At 63.8% G+C, this 21,066-nt stretch carries 33 protein-coding genes; 31 read left to right on the forward strand and 2 right to left on the reverse strand.

Going from position 1 to position 21,066, the window contains the following annotated elements; translation table 11 throughout:
* Positions 1-22 precede the first annotated feature (22 nt).
* From tuf to I6F31_RS14930, 31 genes are all read left to right on the forward strand, one after another.
* A complete protein-coding gene (tuf, locus tag I6F31_RS14780) occupies positions 23-1,213 on the forward strand; it encodes an elongation factor Tu (RefSeq protein WP_025036994.1) in 1,191 nt (396 codons plus the stop codon).
* An 81-nt stretch (positions 1,214-1,294) separates the two neighbouring features.
* Positions 1,295-1,603: a 30S ribosomal protein S10 gene (rpsJ, locus tag I6F31_RS14785; protein ID WP_002712302.1), complete on the forward strand. Its 309-nt coding sequence runs from the start codon at positions 1,295-1,297 to the stop codon at positions 1,601-1,603.
* Positions 1,604-1,655: 52 nt separating this feature from the next.
* Positions 1,656-2,369: a 50S ribosomal protein L3 gene (gene rplC, locus I6F31_RS14790; RefSeq protein ID WP_025036993.1), complete on the forward strand. Its 714-nt coding sequence runs from the start codon at positions 1,656-1,658 to the stop codon at positions 2,367-2,369.
* A 1-nt stretch (position 2,370) separates the two neighbouring features.
* Positions 2,371-2,991 carry a 50S ribosomal protein L4 gene (rplD, locus tag I6F31_RS14795; RefSeq protein WP_018647243.1) on the forward strand — a complete coding sequence of 207 codons (621 nt, stop codon included), beginning with the start codon at positions 2,371-2,373 and terminating at the stop codon, positions 2,989-2,991.
* On the forward strand, positions 2,988-3,290 hold the full coding sequence (locus I6F31_RS14800) for a 50S ribosomal protein L23 (RefSeq protein ID WP_025036992.1): 303 nt from the start codon (positions 2,988-2,990) through the stop codon (positions 3,288-3,290). Before rplD ends, I6F31_RS14800 begins: the two co-directional genes overlap by 4 nt.
* 12 nt (positions 3,291-3,302) lie before the next feature.
* The gene (gene rplB / locus I6F31_RS14805; RefSeq protein WP_024342450.1) at positions 3,303-4,136 is read left to right on the forward strand and encodes a 50S ribosomal protein L2; all 834 of its coding nucleotides are present in this window, start codon (positions 3,303-3,305) and stop codon (positions 4,134-4,136) included.
* 12 nt (positions 4,137-4,148) lie between these two features.
* The gene (gene rpsS, locus I6F31_RS14810) at positions 4,149-4,427 is read left to right on the forward strand and encodes a 30S ribosomal protein S19 (RefSeq protein ID WP_008136357.1); all 279 of its coding nucleotides are present in this window, start codon (positions 4,149-4,151) and stop codon (positions 4,425-4,427) included.
* A 10-nt stretch (positions 4,428-4,437) separates the two neighbouring features.
* The gene (rplV, locus tag I6F31_RS14815; RefSeq protein ID WP_008549264.1) at positions 4,438-4,824 is read left to right on the forward strand and encodes a 50S ribosomal protein L22; all 387 of its coding nucleotides are present in this window, start codon (positions 4,438-4,440) and stop codon (positions 4,822-4,824) included.
* 17 nt (positions 4,825-4,841) lie between these two features.
* Entirely contained in the window at positions 4,842-5,567 is a 726-nt protein-coding gene (gene rpsC / locus I6F31_RS14820; RefSeq protein ID WP_036011029.1) for a 30S ribosomal protein S3, read from the forward strand.
* Between the two features lie 30 nt (positions 5,568-5,597).
* Entirely contained in the window at positions 5,598-6,011 is a 414-nt protein-coding gene (rplP, locus tag I6F31_RS14825) for a 50S ribosomal protein L16 (protein ID WP_008136349.1), read from the forward strand.
* A gap of 5 nt (positions 6,012-6,016) precedes the next feature.
* Complete coding sequence (gene rpmC / locus I6F31_RS14830) at positions 6,017-6,223, forward strand: 50S ribosomal protein L29 (RefSeq protein WP_025036989.1); 207 nt, start codon at positions 6,017-6,019, stop codon at positions 6,221-6,223.
* A gap of 13 nt (positions 6,224-6,236) precedes the next feature.
* Positions 6,237-6,485: a 30S ribosomal protein S17 gene (rpsQ, locus tag I6F31_RS14835; RefSeq protein WP_024342452.1), complete on the forward strand. Its 249-nt coding sequence runs from the start codon at positions 6,237-6,239 to the stop codon at positions 6,483-6,485.
* 84 nt (positions 6,486-6,569) lie between these two features.
* On the forward strand, positions 6,570-6,938 hold the full coding sequence (gene rplN, locus I6F31_RS14840) for a 50S ribosomal protein L14 (RefSeq protein WP_007603030.1): 369 nt from the start codon (positions 6,570-6,572) through the stop codon (positions 6,936-6,938).
* On the forward strand, positions 6,938-7,252 hold the full coding sequence (gene rplX / locus I6F31_RS14845; protein WP_011088142.1) for a 50S ribosomal protein L24: 315 nt from the start codon (positions 6,938-6,940) through the stop codon (positions 7,250-7,252). The genes rplN and rplX overlap by 1 nt, the downstream gene beginning before the upstream one ends.
* The gene (gene rplE, locus I6F31_RS14850) at positions 7,245-7,802 is read left to right on the forward strand and encodes a 50S ribosomal protein L5 (protein WP_025036988.1); all 558 of its coding nucleotides are present in this window, start codon (positions 7,245-7,247) and stop codon (positions 7,800-7,802) included. Before rplX ends, rplE begins: the two co-directional genes overlap by 8 nt.
* 46 nt (positions 7,803-7,848) lie before the next feature.
* Positions 7,849-8,154, forward strand: a complete 306-nt coding sequence (rpsN, locus tag I6F31_RS14855; protein ID WP_028137018.1) for a 30S ribosomal protein S14 — start codon at positions 7,849-7,851, stop codon at positions 8,152-8,154.
* Between the two features lie 14 nt (positions 8,155-8,168).
* Positions 8,169-8,567: a 30S ribosomal protein S8 gene (gene rpsH, locus I6F31_RS14860; RefSeq protein WP_024342456.1), complete on the forward strand. Its 399-nt coding sequence runs from the start codon at positions 8,169-8,171 to the stop codon at positions 8,565-8,567.
* 16 nt (positions 8,568-8,583) lie between these two features.
* Entirely contained in the window at positions 8,584-9,117 is a 534-nt protein-coding gene (gene rplF / locus I6F31_RS14865) for a 50S ribosomal protein L6 (protein ID WP_036011036.1), read from the forward strand.
* Positions 9,118-9,128: 11 nt separating this feature from the next.
* Positions 9,129-9,491 carry a 50S ribosomal protein L18 gene (gene rplR, locus I6F31_RS14870; RefSeq protein WP_024342458.1) on the forward strand — a complete coding sequence of 121 codons (363 nt, stop codon included), beginning with the start codon at positions 9,129-9,131 and terminating at the stop codon, positions 9,489-9,491.
* Positions 9,492-9,535: 44 nt separating this feature from the next.
* Entirely contained in the window at positions 9,536-10,129 is a 594-nt protein-coding gene (gene rpsE, locus I6F31_RS14875; RefSeq protein WP_025036985.1) for a 30S ribosomal protein S5, read from the forward strand.
* Between the two features lie 25 nt (positions 10,130-10,154).
* Positions 10,155-10,349: a 50S ribosomal protein L30 gene (gene rpmD / locus I6F31_RS14880; protein ID WP_225147670.1), complete on the forward strand. Its 195-nt coding sequence runs from the start codon at positions 10,155-10,157 to the stop codon at positions 10,347-10,349.
* A 75-nt stretch (positions 10,350-10,424) separates the two neighbouring features.
* Complete coding sequence (gene rplO, locus I6F31_RS14885) at positions 10,425-10,910, forward strand: 50S ribosomal protein L15 (protein WP_225185616.1); 486 nt, start codon at positions 10,425-10,427, stop codon at positions 10,908-10,910.
* Between the two features lie 149 nt (positions 10,911-11,059).
* Complete coding sequence (gene secY, locus I6F31_RS14890) at positions 11,060-12,391, forward strand: preprotein translocase subunit SecY (protein WP_036011045.1); 1,332 nt, start codon at positions 11,060-11,062, stop codon at positions 12,389-12,391.
* Entirely contained in the window at positions 12,388-13,599 is a 1,212-nt protein-coding gene (locus tag I6F31_RS14895) for a preprotein translocase subunit SecY (RefSeq protein WP_225147669.1), read from the forward strand. The genes secY and I6F31_RS14895 overlap by 4 nt, the downstream gene beginning before the upstream one ends.
* The gene (locus tag I6F31_RS14900) at positions 13,596-14,453 is read left to right on the forward strand and encodes an adenylate kinase (RefSeq protein WP_036011049.1); all 858 of its coding nucleotides are present in this window, start codon (positions 13,596-13,598) and stop codon (positions 14,451-14,453) included. The genes I6F31_RS14895 and I6F31_RS14900 overlap by 4 nt, the downstream gene beginning before the upstream one ends.
* Positions 14,454-14,640: 187 nt before the next feature.
* Positions 14,641-15,009, forward strand: a complete 369-nt coding sequence (gene rpsM, locus I6F31_RS14905) for a 30S ribosomal protein S13 (RefSeq protein WP_008549231.1) — start codon at positions 14,641-14,643, stop codon at positions 15,007-15,009.
* Between the two features lie 131 nt (positions 15,010-15,140).
* A complete protein-coding gene (gene rpsK / locus I6F31_RS14910) occupies positions 15,141-15,530 on the forward strand; it encodes a 30S ribosomal protein S11 (RefSeq protein WP_007603045.1) in 390 nt (129 codons plus the stop codon).
* Between the two features lie 114 nt (positions 15,531-15,644).
* Positions 15,645-16,676 carry a DNA-directed RNA polymerase subunit alpha gene (locus I6F31_RS14915; protein WP_036011050.1) on the forward strand — a complete coding sequence of 344 codons (1,032 nt, stop codon included), beginning with the start codon at positions 15,645-15,647 and terminating at the stop codon, positions 16,674-16,676.
* Between the two features lie 148 nt (positions 16,677-16,824).
* Positions 16,825-17,241 (forward strand): 50S ribosomal protein L17, encoded by a 417-nt coding sequence (gene rplQ, locus I6F31_RS14920; protein WP_025036979.1) that lies wholly within the window; start codon positions 16,825-16,827, stop codon positions 17,239-17,241.
* 187 nt (positions 17,242-17,428) lie between these two features.
* On the forward strand, positions 17,429-18,217 hold the full coding sequence (locus I6F31_RS14925; RefSeq protein ID WP_225185617.1) for an SDR family oxidoreductase: 789 nt from the start codon (positions 17,429-17,431) through the stop codon (positions 18,215-18,217).
* 10 nt (positions 18,218-18,227) lie between these two features.
* Positions 18,228-18,524 (forward strand): DUF1330 domain-containing protein, encoded by a 297-nt coding sequence (locus I6F31_RS14930; RefSeq protein WP_225185618.1) that lies wholly within the window; start codon positions 18,228-18,230, stop codon positions 18,522-18,524.
* An 8-nt stretch (positions 18,525-18,532) separates the two neighbouring features.
* On the opposite strand, the gene I6F31_RS14935 is transcribed toward I6F31_RS14930, so the two are convergent.
* Together I6F31_RS14935 and I6F31_RS14940 are read right to left on the reverse strand one after the other, a co-directional pair.
* Complete coding sequence (locus I6F31_RS14935) at positions 18,533-19,510, reverse strand: tripartite tricarboxylate transporter substrate binding protein (RefSeq protein ID WP_225185619.1); 978 nt, start codon at positions 19,508-19,510, stop codon at positions 18,533-18,535.
* 26 nt (positions 19,511-19,536) lie between these two features.
* Entirely contained in the window at positions 19,537-21,030 is a 1,494-nt protein-coding gene (locus I6F31_RS14940; RefSeq protein ID WP_225185650.1) for an amidase family protein, read from the reverse strand.
* Between the last annotated feature and the right edge of the window lie 36 nt (positions 21,031-21,066).

Consider the following 21,066-nt stretch of genomic DNA (forward strand, 5'->3'; position numbering starts at 1 on the left):
TGACGATTGAACGGAGAGTCAAATGGCCAAAGCAAAGTTTGAACGTACCAAGCCGCACTGCAACATCGGCACCATCGGTCACGTCGACCATGGCAAGACGTCGCTGACCGCGGCGATCACCAAGGTTCTCGCCGAAGCCGGCGGTGCGACGTTCACCGCGTACGACCAGATCGACAAGGCGCCGGAAGAGAAGGCCCGCGGCATCACCATCTCGACCGCGCACGTCGAGTACGAGACGCCGAACCGCCACTACGCCCACGTCGACTGCCCCGGCCACGCCGACTACGTCAAGAACATGATCACCGGCGCTGCCCAGATGGACGGCGCGATCCTGGTCGTGTCGGCCGCTGACGGCCCGATGCCGCAGACCCGCGAGCACATCCTGCTCGCCCGCCAGGTCGGCGTGCCCGCGCTCGTCGTGTTCCTCAACAAGTGCGACATGGTCGACGATCCGGAGCTGCTCGAACTCGTCGAGCTCGAAGTCCGCGAGCTGCTCTCCAAGTACGAATTCCCCGGCGACAAGATCCCGATTATCAAGGGTTCGGCGCTCGCCGCTCTCGAAGACTCCGACAAGAAGCTCGGCCACGACGCCATCCTCGAGCTGATGAAGAACGTCGACGAGTACATCCCGCAGCCGGAGCGTCCGATCGACCAGCCGTTCCTGATGCCGGTTGAAGACGTGTTCTCGATCTCGGGCCGCGGCACCGTCGTGACCGGCCGTGTCGAGCGCGGCGTCGTCAAGGTCGGCGAGGAAATCGAGATCGTCGGTCTCCGCGCCACCCAGAAGACCACCGTCACCGGCGTCGAAATGTTCCGCAAGCTGCTCGATCAGGGCCAGGCCGGCGACAACATCGGCGCGCTGCTCCGCGGCACCAAGCGCGAAGACGTCGAGCGCGGCCAGGTTCTGGCCAAGCCGGGTTCGGTCAAGCCGCACACCAAGTTCAAGGCCGAGGCCTACATCCTCACCAAGGAAGAGGGCGGTCGCCACACCCCGTTCTTCACCAACTACCGTCCGCAGTTCTACTTCCGCACCACCGACGTGACCGGTGTCGTGCACCTGCCGGAAGGCACCGAGATGGTGATGCCGGGCGACAACATCGCGATGGAAGTGCACCTGATCGTGCCGATCGCGATGGAAGAGAAGCTCCGCTTCGCGATCCGCGAAGGCGGCCGCACTGTCGGCGCCGGCGTCGTCGCCTCGATCATCGAGTAACAACGCGAATAGGGAATGGCGAGTGGCGAATAGTTTCTATTCGCTATTCGCTACTCGCCACTCACTAAGAAAGATTCGGCAATGAACGGCCAAAACATTCGTATCCGTCTCAAGGCGTTCGACCATCGTATCCTCGATACGTCGACCCGTGAGATCGTGAACACGGCGAAGCGCACCGGCGCGCAGGTCCGCGGACCCATTCCGCTGCCCACCCGCATCGAGAAGTTCACCGTCAACCGTTCGCCCCACGTCGACAAGAAGAGCCGCGAACAGTTCGAGATGCGCACTCACAAGCGCCTGCTCGACATCGTCGATCCGACCCCGCAAACCGTCGATGCTTTGATGAAGCTCGACCTGGCCGCCGGTGTCGACGTCGAGATCAAGCTCTAAGATTTTGGATCCCGTTCGCCAAAAGCGGACAAAGAGAACAGGAAGCAAGCCGATGCGCTCCGGAGTGATCGCACAAAAGGTCGGGATGACGCGGGTCTTCACGGAGGCCGGCGAACATATCCCCGTGACCGTGCTGAAGCTCGGCAATTGCCAGGTCGTAGGCCACCGCACCGAAGAGAAGAACGGTTACGTCGCGCTCCAGCTCGGTTCGGGCAGCCGCAAGACCGTCTACATGCCGAAGGCCGAGCGCGGCCAGTTCGCGGTCGCCAAGGTCGAGCCGAAGCGCCGGGTCGAGGAATTCCGCGTCACCGCGGACGCCATGATCCCGGTCGGCGCCGAGATCCAGGCCGACCACTTCGTCGTCGGCCAGTTCGTCGACGTCACCGGCACCTCGGTCGGTAAGGGCTTCGCCGGCGGCATGAAGCGCTGGAACTTCGGCGGTCTGCGCGCCACGCACGGTGTGTCGATCTCGCACCGCTCGATCGGTTCGACCGGTGGCCGTCAGGACCCCGGCAAGACCTGGAAGAACAAGAAGATGCCCGGCCACATGGGCGTCGACCGCATCACCACGCTCAACCTTCGCGTCGTCCAGACCGATGTCGAGCGCGGCCTGATCCTCGTCGAAGGCGCCGTTCCCGGCTCCAAGGGCGGCTGGATCCGCGTGCGCGACGCCGTCAAGAAGCCGCTGCCGAAGGAAGCCCCGAAGCCCGGCAAGTTCAAGGTTGCTGGCGACGCGGAAGCCGCTCCGGCTGCGCAGGAGGCGTGAGATGGAATTGAAGGTCACCACCCTCGAAGGTAAGGAAGCCGGCTCCGTCCAGCTGTCCGACGCCATTTTCGGCCTCGAGCCGCGCGAGGACATCATCGCGCGCTGCGTGCAGTGGCAGCTCAACAAGCGCCAGGCCGGCACGCACAAGGCCAAGGGCCGCGCCGAGATTTGGCGCACCGGCAAGAAGATGTACAAGCAGAAGGGCACCGGCGGTGCTCGTCACGGCTCGGCCCGCGTGCCGCAGTTCCGCGGCGGCGGTCGTGCCTTCGGTCCGGTGGTGCGTTCGCACGCCACCGACCTGCCGAAGAAGGTCCGTGCGCTCGCTCTGAAGCATGCGCTCTCGGCCAAGGCCAAGGACGGCGATCTCGTCGTGATCGAGAAGGCCGCGCTGGAAGCCGCCAAGACCAAGGCGCTGCTCGGCCACTTCTCGGGCCTCGGCCTCACCAACGCGCTGATCATCGACGGTGCCGAGCTCAACAACGGCTTCGCCGCTGCGGCTCGCAACATCCCGAACATGGACGTGCTGCCGATCCAGGGCATCAACGTCTATGACATCCTGCGCCGTCAGAAGCTCGTTCTGACCAAGGCCGCCATCGATGCGCTGGAGGCGCGCTTCAAATGAGCAAGAACATCGAGCCTCGCCACTACGACGTGATCCTGTCGCCGGTCGTGACCGAAAAGGCGACGATCGCCTCGGAGCACAACAAGGTGCTGTTCAAGGTGGCCGCCAAGGCGACCAAGCCGCAGATCAAGGAAGCGATCGAGAAGCTGTTCGACGTCAAGGTCAAGAGCGTCAACACGCTGGTCCGCAAGGGCAAGGTCAAGGCCTTCCGCGGCACCATCGGCTCGCAGTCGAACAGCAAACGCGCGATCGTGACCCTCGAAGAGGGTCACCGGATCGACGTCACCACCGGTCTGTAAGGTCGTACGACGATGGCACTGAAGACATTCAATCCCACGACGCCGGGCCAGCGCCAGCTGGTCATGGTCGATCGTTCGGCCCTCTACAAGGGCAAGCCGGTCAAGGCGCTCACCGAAGGCAAGAAGTCCTCGGGCGGCCGCAACAACACCGGCCGCATCACCGTGCGCTTCCGCGGCGGTGGTCACAAGCAGACGCTGCGTACGGTCGACTTCAAGCGTGAGAAGATCGACGTGCCCGCGACCGTCGAGCGTCTCGAGTATGATCCCAATCGCACCGGTTTCATCGCCCTGATCAAGTATCAGGACGGCGAGCAGGCCTACATCCTGGCGCCGCAGCGCCTGGCGGTGGGTGACACGATCATCGCCGGCAATTACGTCGACGTGAAGCCGGGCAACGTCATGCCGCTCGGCAACATGCCGGTCGGCACGATCATCCACAACATCGAGGTCAAGATCGGCAAGGGCGGCCAGCTGGCGCGTTCCGCCGGCACCTACGCCCAGCTCGTCGGCCGCGACCAGGACTACGTCATCATCCGCCTGAATTCGGGCGAGCAGCGCCTGGTGCACGGTCGTTGCCGCGGCACGATCGGCGCGGTGTCGAACCCGGATCACATGAACACCTCGATCGGCAAGGCCGGTCGCAAGCGTTGGATGGGCCGCAGGCCGCACAACCGCGGTGTCGCGATGAACCCGATCGACCATCCGCACGGCGGTGGTGAAGGTCGTACCTCGGGCGGCCGCCACCCGGTCACCCCGTGGGGCAAGCCGACCAAGGGCAAGAAGACCCGCACCAACAAGTCGACCAACAAATTCATTCTCCTAAGCCGCCACAAGCGGAAGAAGTAAGGAACGCCGGACATGGTTCGTTCAGTCTGGAAGGGCCCGTTCGTCGAGGGTTCTCTGCTCAAGAAGGCAGATGCCGCGCGCGCGTCCGGCCGTCACGACGTCATCAAGATCTGGAGCCGTCGCTCGACGATCCTGCCGCAATTCGTCGGCCTGACCTTCGGCGTCTACAACGGTCAGAAGCACGTGCCGGTGGCCGTGAACGAGGAAATGGTCGGTCACAAGTTCGGCGAGTTCTCGCCGACCCGGACCTTCCATGGCCACTCCGGCGACAAGAAAGCCAAGAAGGCTTGAGGATTAAACGATGAGCAAACCTAAGCGCGAACGGAGCCTCGCCGACAACGAGGCCAAGGCGGTCGCCCGGATGCTGCGGGTGAGCCCGCAGAAGCTCAACCTGGTCGCCCAGCTCATTCGCGGCCGGAAGGCGTCTGCCGCGCTCGCCGACCTGCAGTTTTCGCGCAAGCGGATCGCGGTCGACGTGAAGAAGTGCCTGGAATCGGCGATCGCCAACGCCGAGAACAACCACGACCTCGACGTCGACGATCTCGTCGTGGCGCAGGCCTTCGTCGGCAATGGCCTCGTGATGAAGCGCTTCGCCGCCCGCGGCCGCGGCCGCTCGGGCCGTGTCTACAAACCGTTTTCGCAGCTGACGATCATCGTTCGTCAGGTCGAAGCTGAAGCCGCCGCTTAAGGGCGCAGGAGAACACGATGGGTCAAAAGATCAATCCGATCGGTCTGCGTCTCGGCATCAACCGGACCTGGGATTCCCGCTGGTTCGCCGGCAAGCAGGAATATGGCAAGCTGCTGCACGAGGACGTCAAGATCCGCGAGATCCTGCACAAGGAGCTCAAGCAGGCGGCCGTCGCCCGCATCGTGATCGAGCGTCCGCACAAGAAGTGCCGCGTCACCATCCACTCGGCCCGTCCGGGCGTGGTGATCGGCAAGAAGGGCGCCGACATCGACAAGCTGCGCAAGAGGGTCGCGGACATCACCTCGTCCGACGTCGTCATCAACATCGTCGAGATCCGCAAGCCGGAGCTCGATGCGACGCTGGTGGCCGAATCGATCGCGCAGCAGCTCGAGCGCCGCGTGGCGTTCCGCCGTGCCATGAAGCGCGCCGTGCAGTCGGCAATGCGTCTCGGCGCGGAGGGCATCCGCATCAACTGCTCGGGACGTCTGGGCGGTGCGGAAATCGCGCGCATGGAGTGGTACCGCGAAGGCCGCGTGCCGCTGCACACGCTGCGTGCCGACATCGACTACGGCGTTGCGACCGCGTTCACGACCTTCGGCACCTGCGGCGTCAAGGTCTGGATCTTCAAGGGCGAGATCCTCGAGCACGATCCGATGGCCCAGGACAAGAGAATGGCCGAAGGCGAGACCGGCGGCAGTGGCGACCGCGGTGGCCGTCAGCGCCGCGAGACGGCCGCTGCCTAAGGCCAGACAGGAATTTGAGGGCTTAAAGCCATGATGCAACCTAAGAAAACGAAGTTCCGGAAGGCGCATAAGGGCCGCATCCACGGCGTTGCGTCTTCGGGCGCGACGTTGGCGTTCGGCCAGTTCGGCCTGAAGGCGACCGAGCCTGAGCGCGTCACCGCGCGCCAGATCGAAGCCGCCCGCCGCGCGCTGACCCGCCACATGAAGCGCGCCGGCCGCGTCTGGATCCGCGTGTTCCCCGACGTTCCGGTGTCGAAGAAGCCGGCCGAAGTCCGCATGGGCTCCGGCAAGGGTTCGCCGGAATTGTGGGTCGCGCGCGTCAAGCCGGGCCGGGTGCTGTTCGAGATCGATGGCGTCAACACCCAGACGGCGCGTGAGGCGCTGACCCTGGCGGCCGCCAAGCTGCCGATCAAGACGCGCTTCGTCGAGCGCATTGCGGAGTAATGGCCATGGCACAGATGAAGATCGAAGACATCCGCGCGATGAGCCCCGACCAGCAGGATGAGGCCATCCTGAACCTGAAGAAGGAGCGCTTCAACCTGCGCTTCCAGCGCGCCACCGGGCAGCTCGAGAACACCTCGCGCCTGCGCGAGGCCCGCCGCGACATCGCCCGGATCAAGACCATCGCCGCGCAGACGCGCGCGAAGAAGAAGTAAGAGGCTTACGAAGATGCCGAAACGTACTTTGCAGGGCGTGGTCGTCAGCGACAAGCAAGCCAAGACCATCGTGGTGCGCGTCGACCGCCGCTTCACGCACCCGATCTACAAGAAGACGATCCGCCGTTCGAAGAACTACCACGCGCACGACGAGAGCAACCAGTTCAAGCCGGGCGACATGGTGTGGATCGAGGAAACGAAGCCGATTTCGAAGTTGAAGCGCTGGGTCGTGATCCGGGGCGAACACAAGAAAAGCGCCTGATCTGTTGGCTTTAGCCGACTGACTTCAGGGAAATGTTGAGCGCCGGCTGGGCTGGCGCAAAGAGAAAGAGGACGAGGTGCATCAATGATTCAGATGCAGACCAACCTCGACGTGGCCGACAATTCTGGCGCACGCCGTGTCATGTGTATCAAGGTGCTCGGAGGCTCCAAGCGCCGCTACGCCACGATCGGCGACATCATCGTCGTGTCGATCAAGGAAGCCATTCCGCGTGGCAAGGTGAAGAAGGGCGACGTGATGAAGGCCGTCGTGGTGCGCGTCCGCAAGGACATCCGCCGCGCCGACGGCTCGGTCATCCGTTTCGACCGCAACGCCGCCGTGCTGATCAACAACCAGTCCGAGCCGGTCGGCACCCGTATCTTCGGGCCCGTGCCGCGCGAGCTGCGCGCCAAGAACCACATGAAGATCATCTCGCTCGCGCCGGAGGTGCTGTGATGGCTGCGAAGATCCGCAAGGGCGACAAGGTCGTCGTGCTGACCGGCCGCGACAAGGGCCGCACCGGCGAAGTGTTCGAGGTTCGCCCCGACGCCGGCACCGCGCTGGTGCGCGGCATCAACATGGTCAAGCGTCACCAGAAGCAGACGCAGGCCCAGGAGGGCGGCATCATCTCGAAAGAGGCGCCGATCCAACTGTCCAACATCGCGTATGTCGGCAAGGACGGAAAGCCGACCCGCGTCGGATTCAAGATTCTGGCGGACGGCAAGAAGGTCCGCATCGCCAAGAGCTCGGGAGCTGAGATCGATGGCTGAGGCCGCTTACACGCCGCGCCTGCGCGCGGAATATGACGCGAAGATCCGCACGGCTCTGACCGAGAAGTTCGGTTACGAGAATGTCATGCAGGTTCCGCGCCTGGACAAGGTCGTGCTGAACATGGGCGTTGGCGATTCCGTCAACGACCGCAAGAAGGCCGAGACCGCCGCTGCCGAATTGACCCAGATCGCCGGCCAGAAGGCGATCGTCACCTATTCGCGCATTGCGATCGCGACCTTCAAACTGCGTGAGAACCAGCCGATCGGCTGCAAGGTCACGCTGCGCAAGGCCCGCATGTACGAGTTCATCGATCGCCTGGTGAACGTCGCGCTGCCGCGCGTGCGCGACTTCCGCGGCCTGAACCCGAAGAGCTTCGACGGCCGCGGCAACTACTCGCTCGGCATCAAGGAGCACATCATTTTCCCCGAGATCGACTTCGACAAGGTCACGGAAGCCCGCGGTATGGACATCACCGTCTGCACCACGGCCAAGACCGACGAAGAGGCGAGGGCCTTGTTGACCGCTTTCAATTTCCCGTTCCGGCAGTGAGACGCTGACTTAGAGCCTCTCAAACGCGGATACCCAGGAGCCAAGCATGGCAAAGAAGAGTTCAGTCGAGAAGAACAACCGGCGCAAGCGGATGGTGAAGAACGCCGCCGCCAAGCGCGAGCGGTTGAAGGCGATCATCGCCGACAAGACGCTGCCGATGGAGGAGCGGTTCGCCGCGACACTGAAGCTGGCGGAAATGCCGCGCAACTCGTCGGCGACCCGCATCCGCCTGCGTTGCGAGCTGTCGGGCCGTCCGCGCTCGAACTATCGCAAGAACAAGCTGTCCCGTATCGCGCTGCGCGAACTTGGCTCCAAGGGCATGGTCCCGGGCCTCGTGAAGTCCAGCTGGTAAGGAGGGTCGTTTAGATGTCTACGCACGATCCAATCAGCGATCTGATCACCCGTATCCGCAACGCGCAGATGCGTTCGAAGACCAAGGTCTCCACGCCCGGCTCGAAGATGCGCGAGAACGTGCTCGAGGTTCTGAAGGCTGAGGGCTACATCCGCGGTTACGCCACGCTCGAGCACTCCTCGGGCCGCAGCGAGATCGAGATCGAGCTGAAGTATTTCGACGGCGAGCCCGTCATTCGCGAGATTGAGCGGGTTTCCAAGCCCGGGCGCAGAGTCTACGCCTCGGTGAAGAACCTGCCGCGGGTGAACAACGGTCTCGGCATTTCGGTGTTGTCGACGCCGAAGGGGATCATGGCCGACCACAGCGCGCGCGACGCGAATGTGGGCGGTGAAGTCCTCTTCACGGTGTTCTGAGAAGGATTTTTCATCCATGTCACGAGTTGGCAAAAGGCCTGTGGCGGTTCCGTCGGGTGTGACCGCGACCGTCGATGGGCAGACCGTCAAGATGAAGGGGCCGAAGGGCCAGCTTCAGTTCGTCGTCCACGACGACGTCGAGGTGAAGCTCGAGAACGGCCAGGTCAAGGTCAAGCCGCGGACCGAGACCAACCGCGCGCGGGCCCTCTACGGCACCGCTCGCGCCCAAGTCGCGAATCTGGTCGAAGGCGTCACCAAGGGTTTCGAGAAGAAGCTCGAGATCACCGGCGTCGGCTATCGCGCCGCGATGCAGGGCAAGAACCTGCAGCTCGCGCTCGGCTACAGCCATGACGTGATCTACCCGATCCCCGAGGGGATCACGATCACCGTGCCGAAGCCGACCGAGATCACGGTGGCGGGCAGCGACGTCCAGCGCGTCGGCCAGGTCGCCGCCGAGATCCGCTCCTATCGTCCGCCGGAGCCCTACAAGGGCAAGGGCGTGAAGTATGTGGGCGAATTCATCTTCCGCAAGGAAGGCAAGAAGAAGTAACGGAGCCGGTCATGTCGAAAGCCAAGGTTACGAATGCCCGGCGCAAGCGGAGTGTGCGGCTGAAGCTGCGCCGTTCCGCCGGCGGCCGTCCGCGCCTGTCGGTGTTCCGCTCTTCCAAGCACATCTACGCCCAGGTCATCGATGACCTGAAGGGCGAGACGCTGGCCTCTGCTTCGTCGCTCGAGAAGTCGATGCGCGACGGCGGCAAGACCGGCGCCGACATCGATGCGGCGAAGGCGGTCGGCAAGCTGCTGGCTGAGCGCGCTGCAGAGAAGGGTGTCAAGGAAGTCGTGTTCGATCGCGGCAGCTATCTCTATCACGGGCGCGTCAAGGCTCTTGCCGATGCAGCGCGTGAGAGTGGGCTGAGCTTCTAACAGAATTTGAGGATTGAGGCGTAAGTCTCTGAAGGATTAGAAAAATGGCAGAACGCGAACAACGTGGTGGACGCGATCAACGCGGCGGCGGACGTGAACGCAGGGAGCGCGAGGAGCGCGACAGCGAGTTCGTCGACAAGCTCGTCCACATCAACCGCGTGGCCAAGGTCGTCAAGGGCGGCAAGCGCTTCGGTTTCGCAGCGCTGGTCGTGATCGGCGACCAGAAGGGCCGCGCCGGCTTCGGTCACGGCAAGGCGCGCGAAGTGCCTGAGGCGATCCGCAAGGCGACCGAGTCCGCCAAGCGCAACCTGACGCGGGTGTCGCTGCGCGAGGGCCGCACGCTCCATCACGACATCGCCGGCCGTCATGGCGCGGGCCGTGTCTATCTGCGTGCAGCTCCGGCCGGTACCGGCATCATCGCCGGTGGCCCGATGCGCGCCGTGTTCGAGACGCTCGGCGTCCAGGACGTGGTGGCGAAGTCGATCGGCTCGTCGAACCCGTACAACATGGTGCGCGCGACCTTCGACGCGCTCAAGCACCAGGATTCGCCGCGTTCGGTCGCAGCCCGCCGCAACATCAAGGTGTCCACCCTCCAGTCCCGTCGTATCGGCGGCGATGCCGAGGCGGCCGCCGACTAACGGAAGCTTTTCGGAGTAGACTCCCATGGCCAAGACCGCAAAGACGATCAAGGTCGAGCAGACCGGCAGCGCGATCCGCCGCCATCACTCGCAGCGTTCGACCCTGATCGGGCTCAAGCTCAACAAGATCGGCCGCACCAGCGAACTGCCGGATACCCCGGCGGTCCGCGGCATGATCGAGAAGGTTCACCATCTCGTCCGCATCATCGACGAGAAGTAAGCAAAGGCGCACGGTCCCGGAGAGCGGGAAGCGGTTTTCGGTGAAGATCGTGCGCAAGACACAAGGAGAAGGGCGATGAAGCTCAGCGATATCGCCGACAACGCCGGCTCGCGCAAGAAGCGTATGCGCGTCGGCCGCGGCATCGGTTCCGGCAAGGGCAAGCAGTCCGGCCGCGGCGGCAAGGGCCAGACCGCGCGTTCGGGCGTGCGCATCAAGGGTTTCGAAGGCGGCCAGATGCCGATGCATCGCCGTCTGCCCAAGCGCGGCTTCAACAACATCTTCCGCGTCGAGTTCGCCGAGATCAATCTCGACCGGCTCCAGGAAGCGGTCGACGCCAAGAAGATCGACGCCGGCAGCGTCGTCAATGTCGAGGCCCTGGTGAAAGGCGGCGTGCTGCGCCGCGCCAAGGGCGGCCTGCGGCTGCTCGGCCGAGGCGAGCTCAAGTCCAAGCTCAACATCGAAGTGCACGGCGCCAGCAAGACCGCGATCGCCGCGGTCGAGAAGGCCGGCGGTTCGGTGAAGATCCTCGCCCAGTCCAAGGAAGAAGGCGAGGCGGCGTAACAACTGCGTCATTGGCCCGCGCCTCGCGGGCCTTTACGCATGCGGGACGTGGACTTATCGAAGCCGAGCCCCAGATAATGTCCGGCGTCCGCTAATTCAGCCCGGCCGCGGGCATCAACGGCGCAATAGGCGGCGGGAGAAAGTCCAAGATGGTCTCTGCAGCGGAACAACTGGCAGCCAATCTCAATTTCGGCGCGTTTGCCAAGGCCGACGAACTGAAGAAGCGCATCTGGTTCACCCTGGGTGCGCTGCTCGTTTATCGGCTCGGGACCTACATTCCGCTGCCCGGCATCGACCCGAGCGCCTGGGAACAGGTGTTCCGCTCGCAGGCCGGCGGCATCCTCGGCATGTTCAACATGTTCGCTGGCGGCGGCATCAACCGCATGGCGATCTTCGCGCTGAACATCATGCCGTATATCTCGGCCTCGATCATCATCCAGCTGTTGACTACGGTGTCGCCGCAGCTCGAAGCGCTGAAAAAGGAAGGCGAAGCCGGCCGCAAGACGCTGAATCAGTATACCCGCTATCTCACGGTGATCCTGGCCGCGTTCCAGTCCTACGGCATCGCGGTGGGACTTCAGGGCGCCGGCAATGTCGTCAGCGAACCTGGACTGTTTTTCCTGCTCTCGACCTCTATCACGCTGACCGGCGGCACCATGTTCCTGATGTGGCTCGGCGAGCAGATCACCTCGCGCGGCATCGGCAACGGCATTTCGCTGATCATTCTGGCCGGCATCGTCGCCGAGTTGCCCGCGGCACTCGCCGGCATGCTCGAGCTCGGCCGTCAGGGCGCGATGTCGACCGGCCTGATCCTGGTCGTCATCATCATGGCCGTCGTCGTGATCGCCTTCATCGTCTTCATGGAGCGCGCCCAGCGCCGCCTCTTGATCCAGTATCCGAAGCGCCAGGTCGGCAACAAGATGTTCGAGGGCCAGTCCTCGCATCTGCCGCTCAAGCTCAACACCTCCGGCGTGATCCCGCCGATCTTCGCATCCTCGCTGCTCCTCTTGCCGACGACGGTTGCGAACTTCAACACGGGCAGCGGGCCGGAATGGTTCCAGTGGATCACCACACAGCTCGGCCATGGCCGTCCGCTGTTCCTGATCATGTATCTGGCGCTGATCGTGTTCTTCGCCTTCTTTTACACCGCGATCGTGTTCAACCCGACCGAGACCGCGGACAATCTGAAGAAGCACGGCGGTTTCATTCCCGGCATTCGCCCGGGCGAACGCACCGCGGAATACATCGACTATGTGCTGTCGCGCATCACCGTGCTGGGTGCGATTTATCTCGCCATCGTCTGCTTGATCCCGGAAATCCTGATCTCCTACGCTTCGGTGCCGTTCTATTTCGGCGGCACCTCGCTGCTGATCGTCGTCAGCGTCACCATGGACACGGTGGCGCAGGTCCAGGGCTATCTGCTGGCGCACCAGTATGAAGGTCTGATCCGCAAGTCCAAGCTGCGGGGCCGCCGTAGATGAGCAGGGAGCTCGCGCGCCGAATCGCTTTCACGATCGGCGCGCTGCTCCTTTTCAGGCTCGGCACGCAGATCCCGATTGCGGGGCTGAATCTCTCCGACGTCTCGCCGGCGCTGGATCTCGTCTCCCGGCTTTCGATCTTTGCGCTCGGCCTCATTCCCTATCTGACTGCGGCAATCTTGATCCGGCTGCTGTCCATGGTGTGGCGCGGCCTGAGTTCGCTCGAACGATCCGGCGAGGGCGGACGGCGTAAGATCGCACGTGCCACGCTCGGGCTCACACTCGGAATTGCGGCCTTTCAGGCCTACGGCATCGCCTCGGCACTGACGTCGATCCCGGGCCTCGTCAAAAATCCCGACGGCTGGTTCGTGACGACGGCTACGGCCTCGATGGTCGGCGGCGTCGTCGTGCTGGTGTGGCTCAGCGAACAGATGACCCGCTACGGCATCGGCAATGGCTTGGCGCTGATCTTGAGTGCCGGCTTCATCGTCGCCGTTCCGCAAAACATTGCCGGTATCGCGGATCTCGTGCGGAGCGGGACGATCTCGGGCAATCTTGTGCTCGGCCATGTCGTGTTTTGGATCGCGATCGTCGTCGTGATCGTGCTTGTCGAAGGTGCGCGGCGAAATATCCGGGTCCAGTTCGCAGCACAAAGCGTCGGTACGCGGCAACTGCCTGTGCGCGATGCAATACTGCCGATTAAGCTCAACAGCGCCGGGTTCGTGATTCCCGTCACCGTGGCGCCGTGGATATTCTATCTGCCGCTTGCCTTTGCGGGCTTCATCCTGGGAGGCGATCATCCCCTGGTTGCCGCAACCTACCGGCATCTCCAGCTGGGGCAGCCGGCGCACCTCATTCTCGTGTCGATCGCCGTGTTCGTGCTCGCCTTCGTCTACACTGCTTATGTGATCGATCCCGAATACACCGCCAAATCCCTGACCCGCCATGAGGGCGCAATTCCCGGTGTCGGTCCCGGCGAGGCCACCGCGGACTATCTCGATCGCGTCGTGTCATTGACGACAGTCGTCGGAGCCGTCTACCTGACGGCGTTGCAGTTGATTCCGGAGGTGTTCGAGCTTTACGGGATCGGGCTGCCTTATAGTATGGTCGTCAATGGTGGTGCAGTGCTGGTTGTGGTTTGCACCGTCCTTGATATCAAAACGCAGGTGCGCGAGGTGTCGCTCACCAATCCGGGGGGCGTACGCCGATGAGAATTATACTTCTGGGACCGCCGGGGTCGGGCAAGGGGACCCAGGCCCAGCTCCTGGTGCAGCGCTATGGCATCGTCCAGCTCTCGACTGGCGAGATGCTGCGTGCCGCGGTTGCGGCCGGCACCCCGGTCGGGTTGAAGGCCAAGGAGATCATGGCGAGCGGCGGCCTCGTGCCCGATGACGTCGTGGTGGGAATCATTTCCGACCGCATCGAGCAGCCGGACGCCAAGAGCGGTTTCATCCTCGACGGTTTCCCCCGCACCGTGCCGCAGGCCGAGGCGCTGGACGAGCTGCTCAAGCGCAAGCACCTCAAGCTGGACGCGGTGATCGAGCTCCGGGTCAATGAGAGTGCGCTTCTGAGCCGCGTCGAGACCCGCGTCGCCCAAATGCGGGAGCGCGGCGAGGAGGTCCGGCTCGACGATACCCCGGAGGTCCTGACCAAGCGGCTGGCCAGCTATCGCAGCCAGACGGAACCGCTGATTCACTACTATTCCGAGCGGCGGAAACTCTCGACCATCGACGGCATGATGACCATCGACGAGGTCACCCGCGCCATCCATCGCCAGCTGCTGGCTCTGGGGGCGGTCGAGCCCAAGACGCATGCCCGGAGCGCCGCCAAGGCGGCGCCGGCTAAAAAGGCCCAGGCGGGGAAGAAGGCGGCGGCAAGGCCGGCAAAAACGGTCAAAAAGGGCGTCAAATCGGCTAAAAAGGCCGCCAAATCGGCGGTGAAAGGCCCAAAGAAGGCGGCCAAGAAAGCCTCCAAGAAAGCCGTCAAGAAAGCAGCCAAGAAGTCGGTCAAAAAGGGTGCCAAAAAGGCCGCAAAAAAGGTCACGAAAAAGCGAGCCAAGCGCTAGCAGCGGTTGACGAAAGCCCCCGGAATCCCTTAATAAGCCCCGCATCCAAGTCGGATAGTTTCAGACGATGCCGGGCCCCAGGAAGACCGGGGGTGGGCGTCGTGTTCGCGTTTGTGAACACCTGCCCGAGAAAGCAAGCACTTAAAGCCCGATCCCTGACGAGGGATCGGCAACAGGAGAGAAGGCCGTGGCCCGTATTGCCGGCGTGAACATTCCCACCAACAAGCGCGTGCTGATCGCGCTCCAGTACATCCATGGCATCGGCCAGAAGATCGCTGGTGAGATCCTCGAGAAGGTGAAGATCCCCGTGGATCGTCGCGTCAATCAGCTCAGCGACGCCGAAGTGCTCCAGATCCGCGAAGTGATCGACCGCGACTATCTCGTCGAGGGCGACCTGCGTCGTGAGGTCGGCATCAACATCAAGCGTCTGATGGACCTCGGCTGCTATCGCGGCCTGCGTCATCGTCGCGGTCTGCCGGTGCGCGGTCAGCGGACCCACACCAATGCGCGCACGCGCAAGGGCCCGGCCAAGGCCATCGCCGGCAAGAAGAAGTAAACTGGCGAATTGGACGTGGCGAGTGGCGAGTAGGGGGCTTCCCTATTCGCCACTCGCTACTCGCTATTCGCTTCCATAGGTGTAGCCGCTGGCATTACGGCGGCGTTTGAGATCTTCAGGAAAGGGACTCAATGGGCAAGGAAGCCACCCGCGTTCGTCGTCGTGAGCGCAAGAACATCGCCTCCGGCGTCGCGCATGTGAACTCGTCGTTCAACAACACGACCATCACCATCACCGACGCGCAGGGCAATACGATCGCCTGGTCCTCGGCCGGCACGATGGGCTTCAAGGGCTCGCGCAAGTCGACCCCGTATGCCGCGCAGGTTGCCGCCGAGGACGTGTCCAAGAAGGCGCAGGAGCACGGCATGCGCACGCTGGAAGTCGAGGTCGCCGGTCCCGGTTCGGGCCGCGAATCGGCGCTCCGCGCGCTCCAGGCTGCCGGCTTCACCGTCACCTCGATCCGCGACGTGACCACGATCCCGCACAACGGCTGCCGTCCCCGCAAGCGTCGGCGCGTTTGATTTTGACGAGCTGCGGGCGCGTCGGCGCCCGCGGCGACTTTGCAAGAAGCCGCGGGAATGATCTGCGGCCTTTCTCCAACGCCAGTATTTGCACCGTCAAATTGACTGGCCTGTATGGGTGAAACAGTGACGATCCAGAAAAATTGGCAAGAACTGATTCGGCCGAACAAGCTCCAGGTCACGCCCGGCAGCGATTCCTCGCGTTTCGCGACCATCGTCGCCGAGCCGCTCGAGCGTGGCTTCGGCCAGACCCTCGGCAATGCGCTGCGCCGCATCCTGCTCTCCTCGCTCCAGGGCGCGGCGGTGCAGTCGGTGCACATCGACGGCGTGCTGCACGAGTTCTCCTCGATCGCGGGCGTCCGTGAGGACGTCACCGACATCGTGCTCAACATCAAGGACATCTCGATCAAGATGCAGGGCGAGGGCCCCAAGCGCATGGTCGTGAAGAAGCAGGGCCCGGGTGTCGTCACCGCGGGCGACATTCAGACGGTCGGCGATGTGGTCGTGCTCAACCCCGATCTGCAGATCTGCACGCTCGACGAGGGCGCCGAGATCCGCATGGAGTTCACGGTCTCGACCGGCAAGGGCTACGTGCCCGCCGAGCGCAACCGTCCCGAGGATGCGCCGATCGGCCTGATCCCGGTCGACAGCCTGTACTCGCCGGTCCGCAAGGTCTCCTACAAGGTCGAGAACACCCGCGAGGGCCAGATCCTCGACTACGACAAGCTGACCATGACGATCGAGACCAACGGCGCGATCACGCCGGATGACTCGGTGGCCTACGCCGCCCGCATCCTGCAGGATCAGCTCAACGTGTTCGTCAACTTCGAAGAGCCGCGCAAGGAAGTCGCCCAGGAGATCATCCCGGACCTCGCCTTCAACCCAGCCTTCCTCAAGAAGGTGGACGAGCTCGAGCTGTCGGTGCGTTCGGCCAACTGCCTGAAGAACGACAACATCGTCTACATCGGCGACCTCGTGCAGAAGAGCGAGGCGGAAATGCTCCGCACCCCGAACTTCGGCCGCAAGTCGCTGAACGAGATCAAGGAAGTGCTGGCCCAGATGGGTCTGCACCTCGGCATGGAAGTGCCGGGCTGGCCGCCGGAGAACATCGACGAGCTCGCCAAGCGCTTCGAGGATCATTACTGAGCGAATGGCGAGTAGGGAGTGGCGAGTAGGGGAAGAAGATCTATTCGCTACTCACCATTCGCCACTCGCAGCCTAGGGCGAACGCAGGAAGCCCACCTGAAAACCAGTCGCTGAACCACCGCGACACAATCGAAGAAGGACTACACACATGCGTCACGGCAAGGTTCATCGGAAGCTCAACCGCACGGCCGAGCACCGCAAGGCGATGTTCGCCAACATGGCGGCCGCGCTGATCAAGCACGAGCAGATCGTCACCACGCTGCCCAAGGCCAAGGAGCTTCGCCCGATCGTCGAGAAGCTCGTCACCCTCGGCAAGAAGGGCGGCCTGTCCCTGCGCCGCCAGGCCATCTCCGAGCTGCGCGACGTCGACATGGTCAAGAAGCTCTTCGATACGCTCGCGACCCGCTACAAGGACCGCCAGGGCGGCTACACCCGCATCATCAAGGCCGGCTTCCGCTACGGGGACAACGCCGCGATGGCCGTGATCGAATTCGTCGATCGCGACGTCGATGCCAAGGGCCAGGATTCCGGCCCGGTGCAGGAGAAGGAAGCCGAGGCGGCGTAAAGCCCCGACCGGCATGACGTTTCAAAAGCGGCGCCTTCGGCGCCGCTTTTTTGTTGGAACGGGCGGGTGGACAAAGGCGCGCTCGGCGCGCCGTGCCCACCATTCACGCTCCTCACGCGTCGGTGAGCCCCGATTGCAGCTAAGGGAGCCGCTTCCGATATTCCATCCGCATCCATGGAGATATCGCATGAACATCGACCTTTCCGGAAAGACCGCCCTCGTGACCGGCTCGACCGCCGGCATCGGCCACGCTATCGCCAGGGGCCTCGCCGCCTCGGGCGCCAGCGTCGTGATCAACGGCCGCGGCCAGGATAAGGTGGATGCGGCGGTACGCAGGCTGGAAGGGACGGGCGCCAAGGTCCGCGGCATCGCCGCCGACGTTTCGACCGCCGCAGGTTGCAAGGCCCTCGTTGCGGCGCTGCCCGAGGTCGACATCCTCATCAACAATGCCGGCATCTTCGAGCCTAAGGATTTCTTCGACATCCCCGACGAGGACTGGAGCCGTTTCTTCGAGGTCAATGTGATGAGCGGCGTGCGGCTGTCGCGGGCTTACATGAAGGGCATGCTCAAGCGCAAATGGGGCCGCATCGTCTTCATCTCCTCGGAGTCCGGGCTCAACATTCCCGTCGAGATGATCCACTACGGCATGACCAAGACGGCCCAGCTTTCGGTCGCGCGCGGCCTGGCGCAGCTCACCGCTGGCACCGGCGTCACCGTCAATTCCGTGCTGCCGGGCCCGACCATGTCGGAAGGCGTTGAGACGTTCGTCAAGGATCTCGCCAGGCAGAACGGCCAGTCCGTGGATGAAGCCGCCGCCAACTTCGTCAAGCAGCATCGCCCGAGCTCGCTGCTGCAGCGTTTTGCGAGTGTCGACGAGATCGCCAACATGGTGGTCTATGTCGCCTCGAAGGAGGCATCCGCCACAAACGGCGCAGCGCTGCGCGCCGAGGGCGGCATCGTCAACACGATCGCCTGAGGCGATGCGCATGGCGGCCTATGTGATCTCGGAGGTCGAGGTGCGCGATCCAGCTGCATTCGAGGCCTATCGCGCCTTGGCTGCCAAGACGACCGCGCAGTACGGCGGGCGTTATCTCGTCCGCGGCGGCCAAGCCGAGCTGCTGGAGGGCGGTCCATCACCGAAGGCCATCGTCATCGTCGAGTTCCCGACGATGACGCGGCTGAAGGACTGGTACGCCTCTCCCGAGTATGCCGAAGCCCTGAAGCTGCGCGCGAGCGCGCTGCAGCGCAGGCTGCTGCTTGTCGAAGGCGTATCGACGCCGTAGACGGTCGGCTACTCGTCCTTGATACCGGCCTTCTGCGCGATGTCCTTCATCTCGGCCGTCTCTTTGGTCACCGCACCGGCCCAGTCGTCGACGCGTGCGAAGCCGGGCTCGAAGCCGACCTTGACGAAGCGCTCCACAACGGAGGGGCTGTTGATGATCTCCTCCAGCGTCGCCGTGAGCTTGTCGCGAACCGGTGGCGGCAGTCCCTTGGGCGCGACCACCGCGCCCCACGACGAGAAGTCGATCGCGGGGTAGCCGAGCTCTGCCAACGTCGGTACGTCGGGCAGGAATGGTGTGCGCTGGCTGGAGAATACGGCCATCACCTTCACGGCGCCGGCCTCGATCTGCGGCTTCGCGGCGATCACGGTGTCGACATGATACTGGATGTGCTTGCCGATGAGATCGTTCATCGCCGGCGCGCTGCCCTTGTAGGGCAGGTGGACCATCTTGATTACGGCGTTCGACTTGAACAACTCGCCGGCGAAATGCGACACCGTCGCGACGCCGAAGGAGGCCAGCGACAGCTTGTCCGGGTTAGCCTTTGCCTCCGCGACGAGCGCAGGCAGATCCTTGACCGGATTGTCCTTATAGGTGACCAGCGCCAGGGTGATCTTGCCGACCCGGCCGAGCGGCTCGAAATCCTTGGCCGCATCGTACGGAACGCTCTCCTTCACGGCGGCCGGCAAGGTGAAGCTCGAATTCGAGCTGAAGAACAGGGTGTACCCGTCGGGGGCCGCGCGCGCGACCTCCTTGGCCGCGATCGTGGTGCCGCCGCCGGGACGGTTCATGATGATGACGGGCTTGTCGAGCCGCCCCTCGAGCTCGCCGCCGATAATGCGGGCCACCACGTCCGAGGCTCCGCCCGGCGGGAACGGGACGATCAATTGCAGGGATTTCTCGGGATAAGTCGATTGCGCAGTTGCGAGCGCGTTGACGCTGATCGAACCGATGGCGGCGAGCGCTAGCGTCAGGAATGTTGTTTTCATCGTGTCGTTTTTCCGCGGTTGACGTTTCAATCGAAGGCAAGAAATCCCGGCTTGTCTGCAATCGGCGGCTGCTTGCTAAGCCACCCAATGTCGGGAACGGGGCGAGCGGTATCCGGATTAGCGGCGAGCACCGCTTCGATTTCGCGCGCGACCGCGAGCGTTAAGAGATCGCCACCGCGCGGGCCGATCACCTGGATGCCGAAGGGCAGACCGGCGTCGTCGCGTCCGGCGGGGATTGCAACGGTGGGATGGCCGACATTGGTGACGGCATAGGCGAGCGCCAGCCAGTGGAAGTAGCTCTTGGTCGGCCGGCCGTCGATCTCGGCTGGATAGAGCTCCGACCACGGCCGTGGACTGATGGTGACCGCAGGCGCGAGAATGAAATCGTGATCCGCGAAGAAGGTCTGCCAGCGCCGGTAAAGGTCGGTCTGCATCGAGAGCGCGCGCGCCACGTCGGCAGCGGAATAGCCAAGCCCCTCCGCAACATTGTCGCGGATGTTGGGCCCGACCTTGTCCGGAAACTTTTCCAAGAGCTCGCGGTGGCGGCCGAGGAATGCGACGGCGCGCAGGATGCTGAACACCTCGTCCGCGCCGGTGCAATCAGGATGAGCCCATTCGACTTTGTGAAACACCGTTTCGAACGAATTGAGCTTCTGTCTGAAGGTGCGGGCGACCGCCCCCTCGGTCGGCGCAAAGCCGAAATCGCTGGTTGCCGCAATGCGGAGCGCGGAGAGATCGACGCGCGGCGGATTGCGATAAAGCGCCGGCGAAGGCGCGCCGCCCGCATGAAGGATCGCCGACAATGGATCGCGGGCGTCACGATCCAACATGCAGGACAGCATCAGGCAAACGTCGGGCACGGTTCTCGCCATCGGCCCGAGCTGCGAGATCTGCAGCCAGGCCATGTTGCGGCTGTTGCTGGCGATCAGTCCGGGCGAGGGCCGGAAGCCGACCACGCCGCAAAAGGATGCCGGATTCCGCACCGAGCCGCCGGTATCGGATCCGGTCGCGAGCGGCACCATGCCAGTGGCGAGCGCGACGGCCGATCCCCCCGACGAACCGGCGGCGGATCGATTGGGATCGAAGGGATTGCCGGTCGCGCCATATACCGCGTTGCGCGTATTGCCGCCGGCGCCCCATTCCGGCACATTCGTCTTGCCGATGACGATCGCTCCCTCGCGCTTGAGCATCGCGACGATGGCCTCGTCCTGCCTGGCGACATTGTCCGCGAACAGCACGCTGCCGAAGCTGGTCGGCAACCCCTCCGCATCGATCAGGTCTTTGACACCGAGCGGCAGCCCATGCACGGCGCCGAGGGTCTCACCGCGCATCACGGCGGCCTCGCGCTCGCGCGCCGTCTTGCGCACGGTTTCGAACGAGCGCGCAACGACGGCATTGACCGCCGGATCGACCGCTTCGATGCGGCGGATGCAGCTATCCGTCAGCTCGACGGGGGAAAGCTTGCGTTGGCCGATCAGCGTGCGTGCAGCGACCGCTGACAGGTCGCATGGTTCGGTCATCATCAATCTGCTTGTTGCTGGTCCCGGCGGGCGGGG

Origin of the sequence: Bradyrhizobium sp. NBAIM01, assembly GCF_020194115.1 — a bacterium.
Lineage (GTDB): Bacteria > Pseudomonadota > Alphaproteobacteria > Rhizobiales > Xanthobacteraceae > Bradyrhizobium > Bradyrhizobium yuanmingense.